This window comes from Pedobacter sp. 01N416, from assembly GCF_056399685.1.
Map to the genome: position 1 here is coordinate 1 of NZ_JBFTRT010000091.1, position 16,861 is coordinate 16,861.

At 41.5% G+C, this 16,861-nt stretch carries 11 protein-coding genes; 10 read left to right on the forward strand and 1 reads right to left on the reverse strand.

Annotated elements, in window-relative coordinates; translation table 11 throughout:
- A partial coding sequence (locus AC1DND_RS07370) for a ligand-binding sensor domain-containing protein (protein ID WP_477580377.1) occupies nt 1-2,950 on the reverse strand: 2,950 nt, incomplete at its 3' end.
- Between the two features lie 948 nt (nt 2,951-3,898).
- Between AC1DND_RS07370 and AC1DND_RS07375 the strand changes: the two genes are divergently transcribed.
- The 10 genes from AC1DND_RS07375 to AC1DND_RS07420 all read left to right on the forward strand — a co-directional run.
- Nucleotides 3,899-7,102, forward strand: a complete 3,204-nt coding sequence (locus AC1DND_RS07375) for a SusC/RagA family TonB-linked outer membrane protein (protein WP_477580379.1) — start codon at nt 3,899-3,901, stop codon at nt 7,100-7,102.
- 19 nt (nt 7,103-7,121) lie between these two features.
- Nucleotides 7,122-9,026, forward strand: coding sequence for a RagB/SusD family nutrient uptake outer membrane protein (locus AC1DND_RS07380; protein WP_477580381.1), 1,905 nt, complete (start codon nt 7,122-7,124; stop codon nt 9,024-9,026).
- 12 nt (nt 9,027-9,038) lie between these two features.
- A complete protein-coding gene (locus tag AC1DND_RS07385; RefSeq protein WP_477580383.1) occupies nt 9,039-9,740 on the forward strand; it encodes a DUF3823 domain-containing protein in 702 nt (233 codons plus the stop codon).
- Between the two features lie 372 nt (nt 9,741-10,112).
- Nucleotides 10,113-11,102 (forward strand): glycoside hydrolase family 43 protein, encoded by a 990-nt coding sequence (locus AC1DND_RS07390; protein ID WP_477580385.1) that lies wholly within the window; start codon nt 10,113-10,115, stop codon nt 11,100-11,102.
- Between the two features lie 125 nt (nt 11,103-11,227).
- Nucleotides 11,228-11,497 (forward strand): hypothetical protein, encoded by a 270-nt coding sequence (locus AC1DND_RS07395; protein ID WP_477580387.1) that lies wholly within the window; start codon nt 11,228-11,230, stop codon nt 11,495-11,497.
- Between the two features lie 28 nt (nt 11,498-11,525).
- Entirely contained in the window at nt 11,526-11,999 is a 474-nt protein-coding gene (locus AC1DND_RS07400; protein ID WP_477580389.1) for a family 43 glycosylhydrolase, read from the forward strand.
- A 15-nt stretch (nt 12,000-12,014) separates the two neighbouring features.
- Nucleotides 12,015-13,094, forward strand: a complete 1,080-nt coding sequence (locus AC1DND_RS07405) for a glycoside hydrolase 5 family protein (RefSeq protein ID WP_477580391.1) — start codon at nt 12,015-12,017, stop codon at nt 13,092-13,094.
- A 297-nt stretch (nt 13,095-13,391) separates the two neighbouring features.
- Nucleotides 13,392-15,245, forward strand: a complete 1,854-nt coding sequence (locus tag AC1DND_RS07410) for a glycoside hydrolase family 2 protein (RefSeq protein WP_477580393.1) — start codon at nt 13,392-13,394, stop codon at nt 15,243-15,245.
- Between the two features lie 702 nt (nt 15,246-15,947).
- Nucleotides 15,948-16,496 (forward strand): GNAT family N-acetyltransferase, encoded by a 549-nt coding sequence (locus tag AC1DND_RS07415; protein WP_477580395.1) that lies wholly within the window; start codon nt 15,948-15,950, stop codon nt 16,494-16,496.
- A gap of 184 nt (nt 16,497-16,680) precedes the next feature.
- Nucleotides 16,681-16,861: hypothetical protein (locus AC1DND_RS07420; RefSeq protein ID WP_477580397.1), on the forward strand; the 181-nt coding region annotated here is incomplete at its 3' end.

Here is a 16,861-nt window from a genome sequence, read left to right on the forward strand (position 1 = left end):
CAATTGGGATGCGATGTCCATCGTTTTTTACCATCACAGCAAACTTATCGCCTTCCTGCAATGATAAGTTGATCTGTACCATGGTTTTTCCGTACTTAATGGCATTGTCTACCAAATTGCTGATCATTTTGTAAAAGGCCTCTACGTCGATATAGGCAAGGAGCTTTTTCTCAGGTAAATGAAGGTTATACTTCATCTCATGCTGTTCTGCAGCAGGTTGAAACTGAAGAAATACGTCTTTCAGGATTTCTGAAATATCGGCTTTTACGAAATTTAATGAAAATTCGCTGGTTTCGGTTTTTCTGAAATCCAGTAACTGATTGGTCAATTTGAGCAGCCTATCGGTGTTTCGCTCCATAATCCGTAAATTCTTTTCTATCGCGGGTACGGCATCAGCCTGTTTAATCAGTTTCTCCATCGGTCCGATAATCAGTGTAAGGGGTGTTCTGATTTCGTGGGCAACATTGGTAAAGAATTCGATTTTCGCCTGATACACTTCTTTTTGTTTTTCATGCTCAAAAACTTCCATCCGCCTGCTGTTTTTTAATGCGATTTTTCGGTGATAGCTTCGTACCAGAAAGAAGATAATTCCACCTGCCGCGATCAGATAAAACAGATACGCCACGGGGCTGAGGTAAAAAGGAGGACGGATTTTGATCAGTAACTTCGCATTTTTGGTGCTCCAGGTACTACTTCCTTCAACCAATGCTTTCACTTCAAAAATATAATTCCCAGGAGCAAGTTTTGTAAAATAAACCTTCCTGTTGGTTTTTAAATATTCCCAGTTTTTATAAAGCCCTGTCATTTTATAGGCATATTCCGTCATTTCGGGTGAGAGATAGCTTAATGCCGCAAAATCGATACTAAAAGAAGATTGGTTGTAGTTAAGTTCGATGGTATCGGCATAAACGATCGATTGATCAGAAACAGAATCTGCCCCATTTAAACCCATTTCTAAGCTGTTGATCTGAAATCCGGTTAAAAATACTGGAGTTTCGTATGATGTTGCTTTTAAGTTGGCCGGATTGAAGCTGACCAGCCCCTTTACGCTCCCAAAATAGGTTCGGCCATCCTCATCCTGATAGGCAGAACTGTAGTTGAACTGATCGGTAAGCAATCCGTTGGCTTTAGTATAGGTTTTGTTTAAACCCGTGGAGGGGTCAAAATGGATAAGGCCCCTGGTACTGCTAATCCAAAACTTATTTGCGGCATCTTCTTCAATGCGGAAAAGGTAATTACTGGGAAAACCATTTTTTATACCATAACGCTTAAACTGATGTGTTTTCTGATCAAACCTGCAAAGTCCACCACCGTCTGTGGTTACCCAAATCTGTTGTTTACTATCTTCAAAAACACTATTTACGGTGTTATGACTTAAACTTTTCGCATCTGTCGGGCTATTTCGGTAGTTCACATAGCCTGATTTGGATAAGTTAAACTGAAATAAACCATCATTAAAACTGCCCGCCCAGATATTGCCCTTGCTGTCTTCAATAATCGAATAGTAAAAAATAAAGGGAAGGCCGGCGATAGGCTCAAAATCATCGCGCTTGCGGTTATAGCGGTAAATCCCATTAATGGTCCCAACTAAAATTTCGCCAGACCGTGTTTTACAAAAAGTAACAATAAAGTTGGTGCGTAAGGCATTTCCAACACCTGCCTGGTAGTGTTTAATTACCTTTTCTGTTTTCAGGTCTAAAACATCCAGTCCATGTTCGAAAGTGCCAACCCAGAGCTTGTCACCATCAACCAATAAACCGTGGATATTGGAATAGGCAATGCTTCCGGGTTTTCCATCGGGCAAAAAGTGTTTAAATATTCCTGTTTTTACGTCAAGTTTGTTCAGCCCCGCATCTTCCGTACCGATCCAGAAATTTCCGTTACCATCCCTGGTAATTTCCCTTACGTCACTTCCACTGATCGAGTTTGTACCTTTTTGCGGAAAGTATTTGGTAAACAGGGAAGTATGGCTCGAATAGTAGTTTACACCGCCAAAATAGGTGCCCGCCCAAACGCCTCCTTCGCGGTCAAGACAGATGGTGTAAACGGCATTATCGCTTAAAGAATAATCGTTATTGTACTGTTTTTTAATATGGATAATCGCTCCGTTTTCGTCATTGTAAATGTAAATGCCCGATTCGGTGGCAATCCAAAACTCATGAGGCCCTGTTTTTTTGATATCCCGTACAAAAATTGGTGTTTGGTCGTCGTTTAACCGCAGTATATTTTTTGATGCCAAGGTTACCGGATTAAAGAGCTTGACCCCCTGATTGGTGGTGCCGACCAATAAATTGCCATTTTCGGTTTCCGCAATTCTGGATACCCAGCCGTATTCTATTTTTGCATTTTTACCGTTGATGTTAAAACGCTGAAAATTATTCGCTTTTGGATTGTATTTTTCCAGCGTCCCCTTTCCGGTACTGATCCATACGCTGCCATCTTTTAAAACCGTTACCAGTGAGGCATCAAAAGGTGCATTATGGGTAAAAGCCTGTACTTTCTTACTGCGCTTTTGATAGAGGTATATTTTGAATGAAGACAAGATCCATAAATTTCCACGCTGATCGCTGGCCAGATCTATAATCCGCATCCCTTTGGTTTCTTTGATGATGCTGAAGCTTTCTTTTGCCGGATTGTATTGGTACACGCCGCTGTTGGTACCTACCCAAAGTGTTTGCTCCCGGTCGTGGTGAAGTGCATAGATTAAATCGTTGCCTAAACTGCCAGCCTGGTCTGGGTCGTGGCGATAGGTTTTAAAAGAATAACCATCAAACCGGTTTAAGCCATCTTTCGTGCCAAACCACATAAAACCGTTTCCATCCTGCACACTGCAAAAGGCGGTATTATTAGAAAGTCCGTTTTCTACCTGGTAATGCCTGAAATAATAAGGTTGCCCCCACAGCAGGTGGACCGAAAACAAAAGACATAAAAGGATGAAGAGTTTTTTCAAGATATCTTGGTCAGCAGCATCAAATATATTAAAGAAATGCTTTGCTTTCAGGCTAAATTGAATTTGAGCGGATAAGTAGAAAGATTGAGACAGATTCCATTTTTATTTGGGAGAACCTTAAAGATTTAAGAAACTCAGTTTTTATAGACCTGAAAACTGTAAACTGCCAATTGCAGACTAATCTGAGTGTACGCTTTTTATAGACTTGAAAACTGTAAACTGCCAATTGCAGACTAATCCGGGCGTTACCTAAGCTGCGCAAAGGTCGGGCTTTGCAGGGCTGCGCTTCGCTCCGGTACCGATGAAGGATCGGTACTGAACCCTTACAATCCCTAACGCAAAACCCAGCGTATAAAATCTGCAAAGTCTGATTTCAATAGCACTAAAGGCCTGCGTTAAATAAACCTGATAAAACGTAAAGCCCGGATCCCGATTTTTTCTATCGGGAGAGGACTTGGAGTGATAGCAGGGCTTCCTTAACCGAAATGTGCCCGCCCCATCGTTTCCAAAAAAAACTGTTGCTTAAGATCCTGAGCTGAACTACCATTGATAGACTTTAATAAAAAACATCGTCATCTCGACTGGAGTGCAGCGAAATGGAGAGATCTATCTAGGTAGATTTAGCTTCGCTGAGCCTTCGGGTTCTCGACTGCGTTGCACTTCGCTCGAAATGACGAAAGCTGAGAGAGCTATCTCCTTGAACTTCTATGTTATCTTTAGTGATTTTTATAAAATAAATTAAACCTCAGGATGACGCATTGAGCGGCATTTTCAGTGTTTCTGAGTTTCCGTGGCTAAACAGACTCCTTCAATACAAATCGAGACAAAATGAAGAAAGATTGATACAAATGCGTATCCCTCTGAAAAGCTAAAAACCGAATCTTTGGATAAGAATTAAATAGAACTAAATCCATTTACTTCTATAACTAACCAAATCCCTAACCTAATATGRAAAGAAGTTTATTCTCTTATGGTGGCTTTGTCTGCCTGGATTGGTATCCGCTTCAAAAAATGTTTTTGAAACGTAAAGTCCTCTCCGCTATTTTTACTTCCATCACCTTAATCTTACTTTCCTTTCAGCTCAGTGCCCAGGAGCAAACATCTGTTGCCGGAACAGTAACCGACGAAAAGGGCGAAACGGTTGTTGGCGCCAGTATTAAAGTTAAAGGTACCAACACGGGGGTAACTACCGATGGCAATGGAAAATTCAAAATTCAGGTAAGCGATAAAAATGCTACCCTGATCTTTATTTATGTGGGCTATGCCAATCAGGAAGTAGCATTGGCTGGCCGTACGCAAATTAATGTTAGCCTTAAGCCATCTAACAACGATCTGTCAGAGGTTATTGTGGTGGGCTACAACACACAAAAAAAGGAAGCCATTACGGGCGCCATTTCATCAATCAGCAGCAAAGATCTCGAAAAAGTGCATGGCGGTTCTACCGTGAGTACAGGCTTGGCCGGAAAGCTACCAGGTGTATCTTTCAGGATGCCTGACGGAAGACCTGGTGCGAGCGCCAATATCCAGATCCGTAATATGGGTAATCCACTTTATGTTATCGATGGTATTCAACAGGATGCTGGCCAGTTCAATAATATTTCGCCTAATGATATCGAAAGCATCAGTGTGCTTAAAGATGCGTCGGCTGCTATTTATGGTAGTAGGGCATCAAATGGTGTAATTTTGGTAACCACAAAAAGGGGAAAAAACAGTACCCGCAATACTTTTAGCGTTGATGCTTACACAGGCTGGCAGAACTGGGTACGTTTCCCGGAAACGACCAATGCTTACCAATGGAAAGTGGGACAGGCTACTGCAGAAATGAACCAGAACGGCGCAACCAGTATTACCCAGGCCGAACTGGATAAATGGAAAGCGGGTACAGAGTATGGCTATCAAAGCCAGAACTGGAAAGACATTATCATTGCACCTAACGCACCCCAAACTTCAGTAAACCTAAGCGCTTCGGGTGGAAGTGACCGGGTAAACTATTACTTTTCTGCTACCCGTTTAGATCAGAAGGGCGTATATGGAACAGCAAGGGAATTCGATTTCAACCGGACCAATATCCAGAGTAATATTGAGGCTAAAATCACCGATCGTTTTAAGGTGGGTATGCTCATCAATGGCCGTATCGAAAGCCGCGATCAACCAGGTGTACCGGGAGGAGATGATTACTGGGCTGCCCGTTTTGCCTTGTTGAGAAACAGACCTACTGAGCAGGCTTACGCCAATGGCAATCCGAATTATCCGAACGATATCGGGCACAATACCGAGCAGTTCGCTGTTCAGAGTAAAGCTTTAAGCGGTTATTGGAAATCAGACTGGAGGGTTTTACAGACCAATTTATCAGCCTCTTATGAAACGCCTATAAAGGGTTTGGAAATAAAAGGTTTATATTCTTATTACATTGCCGATAACGTAATTAATGGACATGAGTATACCTATAATGTATATACCTACCATCCGGAAACGGGCATTTACGAACAAAAAGTAGGCAGTTCAAACCCATACAGAGAGCGCAGAAATGAAAAAGTATACACCAATACCTATCAGCTTCAGGCCAATTATAACCGCACTTTTGGCAAACATACCGTTGGTGGGGTATTGGTAGCCGAGCGCTTGGATCGTTTTAGAACTTATACCTTTCAGCATGCTGTACCACAAACTAATATTTTACCTGTGCTGCAGTTTGCCGATATGGATGGGCAGGATTTTGCTGATATACAGGAAGAGCAGGCCCGTATCGGTTATGTGGGTAGGTTAAATTACAACTACGACAATAAATATTACCTCGAGCTTTCCGGTCGTAGAGACGCCTCTTGGAAATTTGCTCCAGATAGACGTGTTGGTTATTTCCCTTCGGCATCAATTGGATGGAGAATTACACAAGAAAAATTTATGAAATCGCTCTTGGGAGAAAGCAATATCTTAAACGATTTGAAACTTCGTGCTTCTTATGGGGTATTAGGGGATGATGATGTGGGTATCGATCCTTTCGCTTATATCCCGGGTTATAACTACAATCAGGGCAGCGTGATATTGGATGGGAAAAACATTACTACTTCAAGAGATAAGGGGCCGATTATCAATAACCTAAGCTGGTTTAAAAGCAAAATTACCGACATCGGCCTTGATTTTACGATGTTCGGCAGTAAACTTTCAGGAACAGCAGACTATTTTTATAGAAAACGCTCTGGTTTACCCGCCATTAAAAACGACGTGATTGTTCCGATTGAACTGGGGTATCCTTTAAATGTTGAAAACCTGGAGAGCGATGCACAGTTTGGAGGTGAATTCTCTTTAAACTACAGAGATAAAATCGGCGAGTTTAACTACAATGTCGGCGGAAACATTTCCATTAGCAGAAAGAAACTTTTAGAAAGATATAAACCACGTTTTGGCAACTCATGGGAGAATTACAGAAGTAATGGTACCGATAGATATGCCGATATATTTTGGGGTTATGAAGTAACCGGTCAGTTCCAGAGTATCGATGAAATCAATAATTACAAAGTTAACATCGATGGAAAAGGCAACCGCTCTTTATTGCCCGGCGATTTAATTTACAAAGATCAGAATGGCGATGGTATTATTGATGGTTTAGATGAAAGACCCATTGGTTATACCACAACGGGACAGCCGAACGTCGGCTTTGGTTTCACCATTGGCGGTTCTTATAAAAACTTCGATTTTACCGCCGATTTTTCTGGTGGCGCCATGTATTCCTGGAACCAGAACTGGGARCAGCGCTGGGCATTCCAGAACGGAGGTGCTTTGCTACAGAATTTTGCTGATGACAGTTGGCACCATACTAATCTTTACGACCTGAACAGCCCATGGGTGGCCGGTAAATATCCTGCAATCCGTTTTAATGACCGCGATCATAGTAACAACACCAGAAACTCAACTTTCTGGTTGCACAACGTACGTTATCTGCGTGCCCGTACACTCGAAATCGGATACACCATTCCAAAAAGATGGGCAGAAAAAATCAAAATCCAGAATGCAAGGGTATATGTAAACGGGTACAACCTGTTCTCTATCGATAACCTGAAAGATTATGGTGTAGATCCTGAAATTGCAGACGATAATGGATTGCAATATCCACAGAACAAGTTCTTTAATATAGGCCTTAAACTAACGCTGTAACATGAAAAAGACTAATCAAATGAAAAAATATATATACGCATTTGCTGCCATTGCATGTTTAAGTTTTGCGCAGTCGTGTAAAAAAGATTCCGAATTTTTGGATAAGCAACCTACCAGTACCCTGCCGATTGATGCCGTGTGGAAAGACCCTAACCTGGTACTTACTGTGGTTGGCGATCTGTACGATCGTTTCCCTGATTTTCAACGTATCGAATCATGGTGGTTATTTGCCGATTTTGATGAGGGTTTTGCTTCAGCAGGCGGCGATTATGGTCGCCACCAGAACCTGGAATATGGATACGATGCATGGAGATACTGGGATATAGGCGTTTACAGACTTGTAAACGACCTGAATCTGTTTATTAAACGTGGGCAGGAAGCTACCGCTTTAAAGGCTGAAGACCGCGATCGTTTTTTAGCTGAAGCGCGTTTTATCAGGGCCGGTGTTTATTTCGAGATGGTAAAAAGAATGGGCGGCGTTCCGCTGATTACTGTTCCCCTGGCTTATGATTATAGCGGAGATCCAAGTTACCTGCAATATCCAAGGGCAAAGGAATCTGAAATTTACGATTTTGTGATTGCTGAACTGGAAGCCGTTAAAACCATACTTCCAGATAATGCAACCATACAAAGCAGGGCTACAAAAGCTGCGGCCTTGGCCATGGAATCGAGAGCTGCACTTTATGCAGGTTCAATTGCCAAATATAGCAATGCCCAATTAACCCTTCCAGGTGGAGAGATTGGCATTCCTGCTGCAATGGCCAATGGTTATTTTACCAAAGCCTTAAATGCCGCAAAAGAAATTATCGATGGCGGTAAATATTCGCTTTACAAAAAGAACCCAAATCTGTCTGATAATTTTGCAGCCCTTTTTACCGATAAAGGCAGCAATCCGGAAGTAATATTTGCTAAAGATTTTAAATTGAAAACCAATAAAGTTCATGGTTTTACAATCGATAACCAACCGCGCTCTTCTGCCGAAGAAGCACAGGGAGGAAGGTTAAACCCTTCGTTAAATCTGGTGCAGTCTTTCGAAAAGCTAGATAATACTTATGCCTCTTTGGCTGCTGTTGATGGCAGCGGAAATCCGGTTTATTACACCAATATCACCGATATTTTTGCTGGCCGCGATGCACGTTTAGCCGGCACTGTAATTCTCCCGGGAACACAGTTTAAAGGTAAAACAGTTGATATATGGGCGGGCTATCAATTGGCAAATGGTACAATTGTAACGGGCGACAATTTTGCGCAAAGTAAAAGCAATGTACTTCCCGGTAACCCAGGTTCGGTGCAGGTAGTGGGTGGTGATGGTCCTGTTGATGGGCTTGAATTCAGCGCACAATCAGGATTTTACGTGCGTAAATATTTAGATCCTGCTACAGGTTCAGGTCAGATTGGTACCCGAAGTGATGTCTGGTGGGTGCGTTACCGTTATGCCGAGGTATTGTTAAATGCTGCCGAAGCTGCTTTTGAATTGGGCGATGCAGCTACTGCAGCCAATTATATTAAACCGGTAAGAGACCGTGCAGGATTAACCACAGCACTAAGTCCGGCCGATATTACTTTCGACCGTATTGTACACGAACGTAAAGTAGAATTCGCCTTTGAAGGACATCAGCTTTGGGATATGAAACGTTGGAGACTGGCCGATAAGGTATGGAACGGCAACAATATGTCGGTTGCTGATTTTACCAATGCCAGCAATATCGGTAGCGCAACACGTACCAGCACACAAGTGTTTGGTTTGTGGCCCTATAAATACTATAATCCGGGCAATGCAAATCATTTAAAGTATATTTTTAAGGTGATTAAACCCAGCCGTGTAACTGYAGCACACCGCTTCCGTATCGGCAATTATTACTCTTCAATCGGGCAGGATGTACTTAACGGCAACCCGAAAATTATCAGAAACCCTAATCAATAATCAGATACAGACATGAAAAATAGACTTTATTTCATCATAGGGGCAATTATAGCCGTGTTGTTTTCCTCTTGTAAAAAAGATAATTACGAGGCGCCCGCAGCCGATTTTACAGGAAGGATCGTATATAAGGGCGAAGCAATCAATGTGCAGTACGGCCAGGTAAATTTCGAACTTTGGCAATCTGGTTTTGGCAATTACTCCGCATTAAATGTAAACGTTAACCAGGACGGTAATTTTTCGGCTAAGTTATTTGATGGCAACTATAAACTGGTTTTCTCACCAAACCAGGGGCCGTTTTTGTGGAAAAAGAATGCAGCCGGTAAACAAGATACCATCGCGGTAAACATTAGCGGTAACAAAGTGATGGATATAGAAGTAATGCCTTACTACATGATCCGCGGCGCTAGTTTAACAGCTGCATCTGGAAAAGTGAACGGATTCTGCAAACTGGAAAAAATCATTACCGATGCCAATGCAAAAGATATAGAAAGTGTATCGCTGTATATCAACAAAACACAGTTTGTAGATGGGGGCAATAACATTGCGACACAACAACTTACGGGTGCAGCTCTTGCCGACCTGAATAACTTAAATATGAGTGTAAATATCCCTACGATTGTACCGACACAAAATTATGTTTTTGCCAGGATAGGGGTCAAAATTGCAGGAGTAGATGACCTGGTTTTTACACCTGTAACCAAAATAAGTTTTTAACCAAGGAAGGTGTTTTAGAAGGAAAATCTAAATGGAACTTGTCACGTTGTCCAAAGGACTCCTACGGAGAGCTTGTCGAAACGCTTTAATAAATATATTTAAGCCAATCCTTCGATAAGCTATCATTGACAGATCCTATAGAAAGGTCGTCATTGCGAGGAACGAAGCAATCTTAATGCGCACGCTAGTAGCGATCGTTGTAAGATTGCTTCGTCGGCTGAAAAAGCCTTCTCGCAATGACGATTCCTCGCAGCCTTATCGCTGCAAAAAAAAAGCCCCTGTCTTTTACGCAATAAATTAACCCTGAGGATGACATGCATGCTTTTACACATTATAAAGAATCATTATCTTACCCTTAGCAAATCATATTAAATGAAATATCTTTTTGCCTTTTTTTTAAGCGTGTCAGTATTTTTTATGGACCAGCAAGCATTTGCCAATCCGTACAAAAAGGCATTGAATGACACCCTTTATCTGGCCGATCCAACGATTTTTTTGGATGGCGGTGTATATTATTTATATGGCACAAGTAGCGATGAAGGCTTTCTGGTTTATTCATCCAGCGACCTTAAAAACTGGACCAAACCGACCGGAAAAAATAAAGGATTTGCATTAAAAAAGGGCGATGCCTTTGGGAGCAAGGGTTTTTGGGCGCCTCAGGTATTTAAAAGAGGCAAAACATATTTTATGGCTTATACTGCCGATGAGCAGATTGCCTTTGCGCATAGTAATAGTCCGGCAGGGCCTTTTGTCCAGGAAGAATTAAAAGCAATTTCAGGCACGGGCAAGCAGATCGACCCTTTTGTATTTACCGATACAGATGGAAAAAACTACCTCTACCATGTAAAACTCGATCACGGTAACAGGATTTTTGTAACACAACTGAAAGATGATTTTTCTGATGTAATCCCTGAAACAACAAAATTTTGTTTATCAGGAACAGCACCCTGGGAAAATACAGCGAAAACCGATTGGCCGGTAACCGAAGGGCCAACGGTAATCAAAAAGGAAAATCTTTACTATCTTTTTTATTCGGCTAATGATTTCAGAAATCCTGATTATGCAGTGGGTTATGCTACCTCAACCTCAGCTACCGGACCATGGATAAAGTATCAGGGCAACCCGATTATCAGTAAAAAGGTATTGAAAATAAACGGCACCGGGCATGGCGATTTCTTTATAGATAAAAGCGGAGCATTACAATATGTTTTTCATACCCATCATTCAGATCATAAAGTATCGCCAAGAGCTACGGCTATAATCAAAGCTGCCTTTATAAAAGAGAAAAATGGAGGTTTTCGCATGCAGATCTATCCCGAAAGTTTTCGGTTTTTAATGCAAAGCGCAGCAAAGATTAATTGATTGCATTTGTAGAAATATTGAGATAAAAATAGGCCTATTTAAGAAAAGAAATCGCTTTTTTTAAAGATTAAGGAATGCCGCAGATCAAAAAATATAAAAGACGTAAGAATTTAAAAATGAATGCTTTGAAAATAAGATATCTGTTTGTCGCATTGTGCCTGTTACACGTAACAGGTTTACATGCACAAACATTTACCAATCCTTTATTGCCATCGGGTGCCGATCCATATAGCTTTTATAAAGATGGTTATTATTACTATACCCATACTACAGGAAACCGTGTAGATCTTTGGAAAACCAAAACCCTGGATGGTTTAAGAGATGCGGAGCGGAAAACCATTTGGCGCGCGCCTGCAGGAACCATGTACGCAGGAAATTTTCATCGCCAAACTTAAAAACCCCTGGACAGTAGAGGGTAAACGGGTGAAGATTTCTACACCCAAATTTAGCTGGGAAAAAATCGGAGACCTTGGCGGAGGAGCGCACGTGGATGTAAACGAAGGGCCTCAGTTTTTGCCGCATGGTGATAAAATATTTATCATTTATTCGGCCAGTGGCTGTTGGACAGATTTTTATGCTTTGGGTATGCTTTCAGCTTCGGCTAGAAGCAATCTGCTCGAACCTGCTTCCTGGACAAAATCCGGTCAGCCTGTTTTTCAGCAATCGCCAAAAGATGGCGTTTATGCGTCGGGCCATAATTCATTTTTTTCTTCGCCGGATGGAAAAGAAGATTGGATCCTATATCACGCCAATGATAAACCGGGCCAGGGCTGTGGAGGTTTCCGATCGCCCCGGGCCCAAAAATTTAGCTGGAATGCCGATGGTACACCAAATTTTGGAACTCCTGTAAAAGCCGGATTGAGTATAACATCACCAGCTAACCGTAATAAAAATTAAATCAGATATACCGATATGAACTTAAAAAACTACGCGCTACTTGCTGTCTTGAGCTTTAACATTAGCTTGGGTTTTGCACAAAAAACAAAAAAAAGTGCTGAACCTGCAAAGGTTTGGTCGATAGAAAAAGCCAATGCCTGGTACAAAGAACATAAATGGTTAACAGGTGCCAACTACATTCCTTCCAATGCAATTAACCAGCTGGAAATGTGGCAGGCCGATACTTTTTCACCCGATCTGATCGATAAAGAACTGGGCTGGGCCGAAGGAATCGGTTTTAACACGCTGCGCGTATTCTTATTCAGTAAAGCCTGGAGTCAGGATCCTGAAGGTTTTAAAAAGAGAATGGACAAATTTTTAACCATTACCCAAAAACATGGTATTAAACCTATGTTTGTTTTTTTCGACGATTGCTGGAATAAAACTTCGGCCATTGGTAAACAGCCAGAGCCTAAAACGGGTATTCACAATTCGGGCTGGTTGCAAGATCCCGGCGATCCTGCTTTTAAAGAAGAAGCCAATTTCCCTGAACTCGAAAAATATGTAAAGGATGTACTTACCTATTTTGCACATGATAAAAGGATTCTGTTATGGGATTTGTACAATGAACCCGGAAATAGCGGAAAGTTAGAAGCCACCATACCTTTGTTAACCAAAACCATTAACTGGGCAAGGTCGGTTAATCCCGATCAGCCGATTTCTATCGGATTGTGGAGCTGGGGTTTCGAAAAGCTTAACGAAATACAGCTGGCCAACTCAGATATTGTAACCTACCATAACTATGAGGCACCAGACTGGCACCAAAGAACCATCGATCTGTTAAAAGCCAGCGGTCGTCCATTAATCTGTACCGAATATATGGCGAGATCACGCAATAGCCGTTTCGCTAACATTTTGCCGATGCTAAAAAACGAAAATGTAGGCGCCATTAACTGGGGTTTTGCTGCGGGTAAAACCAACACCAAATATGCATGGGATACCCCGCTTGCCGATGGATCTGATCCGATTGAGTGGTTTCACGAAATCTTTCAGCCCGATGGTACCCCGTACCGCCTGGATGAAGTTAACCTGATTAAAAAACTTAACAACAAATAAACCATATTCTTCTTTCATTTATAGAAGTTAGTATTTAGCCAAAAAAAAGGAGMTRGATGACAGGTTTACAATSRATCGTCATCTCGACCGTAGTGGAGAGATCTTTTAATMTAGTCCAAAGATCTCTCCACTACGCKTTGCTCCGGTCGAGATGACGCCGATTTTTAGAATATGTCCTTGATAGCCGGGTTGAAGGATGATAAGCTCTCCGAAGGAGTCCTTTGGACAGACTGACATTAGTTAATACTTAACTCAATAGCGTTGCCAAACCCAACTTTAACACACAAATTTAAACCAATGAACAAAAAAGTATCTATCCTTTTCTCGCTGCTGGGACTCTCACTTTCCCTTTCTGCGCAGCAGCAGGACAAATCGTGGTCGATGGTAAAAGGGAAAATCTCTTCACCATGGGCCCAGGAAGTCAATCCTAAAAATGTATTACCGGAATATCCGCGGCCCCAGTTTGAGCGTACTGGTAACTGGAAAAACCTCAACGGACTTTGGGATTATGCCATTTCTGCAAAATCACAACAGCCGGCAATTAATCAGGGTAAAATCCTTGTGCCTTTTGCGGTAGAATCTTCCCTTTCGGGTGTTGGCAAAACAGTAGGTAAAGATAGCTTGCTGTGGTACAAAACCAGCTTTACTGTGCCTGCAAGCATGAAAGGCAAAGAAATTTTGCTTCATTTCGGTGCTGTTGACTGGAGAAGTACGGTGAGTATCAACGGTAAAGAGGTAGGTAAACATGAAGGCGGTTTCGATCCTTTCAGTTTTAATATTACGCCGTTTTTAAACAAGAGTGGAAACCAGACTTTAACCGTAGAAGTTTGGGACCCGACGGATGAAGGCCCTCAACCAAGGGGAAAACAGGTAAAAAAACCGGAGGGCATCTGGTATACCCCGGTAACCGGTATCTGGCAAACAGTGTGGATCGAGGCGGTAAACAAAATACATATCGATCATATTAAAATAACGCCTGATATCGATCAGCAAACCGTAACGGTTAGCCCATTTTTAACAGGTGCCGCTGCAGGAGATCAGGTTAAGGTTTCGGCATGGGATGGTACAACCAAAGTGGCTGAACAGACCACTGATGGCACTGGCGCAATCAGTTTAAAAATTGCGAACCCTAAACTTTGGAATACTAAAAATCCATTTTTATACGACCTGAAAGTTGAGCTGATCTCTAAAAATAAAAAGGTAGATGAGGTGAAAAGTTATTTTGCCATGCGCAAAACCTCAATCGGCAAAGATCAGAACGGTATTCAGCGCATGCTCTTAAACAACGAATTTGTTTTCCAGTATGGTCCCTTAGATCAGGGTTGGTGGCCAGATGGGCTTTACACTGCACCAACAAATGCCGCTTTAAAGTTCGATATAGATAAAACCAAAGAAATGGGTTTTAATATGATCAGAAAACACATTAAAGTAGAGCCCGCACGTTGGTATTACTACTGCGATAAAGCAGGTATGCTGGTTTGGCAGGATATGCCAAGCGGCGACCTGGGTAACGGCTGGGAAAACCGCCCAGGTATTTTAGACCATGGATCGGATAAAAACAGAAGTGCCGAATCTGAAGGATATTACAAAAAAGAGTGGAATGCCATTATCGATGCACTTTATAATGTGCCTTCTATTGTAGTATGGACACCTTTCAATGAGGCCTGGGGGCAGTTTAAAACAGTAGAAATTGCCAAATGGACAAAAGAGAAAGATCCTTCAAGATTAGTGAATACGGCCAGTGGAGGTAATTTTTATCCGGTTGGCGATATTATCGACCTGCACAATTACCCACATCCGGCTATGCCTAGTCCTGATTATTTTGGAAAAGACTATGCCCTTGTACTGGGCGAGTTTGGTGGGCTTGGCCTGCCTATTGATGGCCACGTGTGGCAACAGAAAAATAACTGGGGCTATCAGAGTTTTAAAAACAAAATCGATTTGTTTAATAAATACGCGCAGTTTACGAAACGTTTAGCAGAATTAATCCCATTAGGGCTTTCTGCCGGAGTGTATACTCAAACTACCGATGTTGAAGTAGAAACCAACGGCTTGATGACCTATGATAGAAAAGATATCAAGTTTTCTGAAGCACAGATGAAAGCTTTGCACGATAAGCTTTATCAGATAAATGTATCGGTAAAGCAATAGCAGTAGGGTTATCGCTTTTCGTATGCTCAGCATAAAAAGGTGCGCTGCAATTGTATCTGTAGATTAGACAGAATACCATTGACAGATCTGTTAAGAAAGGTCGTCATTGCGAGGAACGAAGCAATCTTAATGCGCACGCTAGTAGCGATCGTTGTAAGATTGCTTCGTCGGCTGAAAGAGCCTTCTCGCAATGACTATTCTTCGTAGCATACCACTACAAAAAAAAAGCTTCTGTCATCCATTTTGATTTTTATAAAATAAATTACTCTCTCCGTAGGAGTCCTTTGGACAGGATGACAATTCTATTTTTATGATACAACTTCAATGATTTTATTATTGTAAATGAGTTTTTTTTTGTCCGCAACGCAAGGGTACTTTGTATAGGACAATCAAAAAAAACGCAAATTTTATTTACCCCTTCTGTACCTGTTGTTTACCCTTTCTCTATACCAAGTTAACCCCAGGTTAACCCTTTGGTTACCTTTTCTTTACCTTTTGGTTACCTAAAAGGTAAAGCCAGGCCCTGCTTTGGGGCTTTCTTCCGTGAGTCGGCGTCGATGCTCCCTGCCAGCAAGTACCTTTAAGTGGTAATTGGTTATATTCGCCTTGTACTGATCGAGAAACTTTAATTCATATGGAAAAATCGTTATCTTCCGCTAGATAATAATCTTGACTGCAGCAATTCTTCCTTAAGTTAACCAGATGAAACAACTCGATTTTTCCACTTTCCCTGTACTCGAAACCGACAGATTGGTCCTTCGCAGACTTTCGCTGGAAGATGCTCCGGTAATTTATCAATTGCGTTCGGATGTTGAAGTGGCTGCCTTAACAGGTAAGGCGCCCTTTCTTCATATTAACGAAGCCGTTGCATACATCAATAAAATTGACAACCTGATCAATAATGATGAATCTATATACTGGGTTGCTTCTTATAAGGGTGATGCCGCAATGATAGGAGCAGCCTGCCTCTGGAATTTTGATATTCAGAATGAGACCGTGGAACTAGGATATGAGTTGCTTCCTGAGTTTCAGGGTAAAGGTATCATGGTAGAGATTATTACCTGTATACTCAGGTATGCATTTGAGGTAATGGGCATTAAAACCATTATTGCTTGCCCATCCAGCGATAACCCGCCTTCTGTAAAACTACTTGAAAAAATGGGGTTTGAAATTGCGCAAAGCGATTATCAAAATACACATGCAAATGTTCCGGGTATGCTCACCTATATCTTCTCCGGTTCAATAGATTAATCTGCTCCTGCCGCTTAGGCAAAAATATTTATCAAATAAAGAAAAATAAAATGCATTTCGGTAAAAACAGCTGATCTGAATTATGATATATTTGTTAATAAAACGATTTACTTACAGATTGCTTAATGAAGTAGTTTTACATCATAGTGAGCCGATTTTAACCAAATATATAATATACCAGAAAATGAAAGCGCTCAACTATTCAAACACCATGGCATTTTTGAGAAATAAATATATTTATCTGATTTTATGCTTTTTTGCGACCAACGTTGTGAAATCGCAGATCGATGTGCCAAAACAGGGTATAAGTAAAATGAAGACTAACTTCCTCCTTCCAAAGGATAGCTATAAACCTGGGGTATACT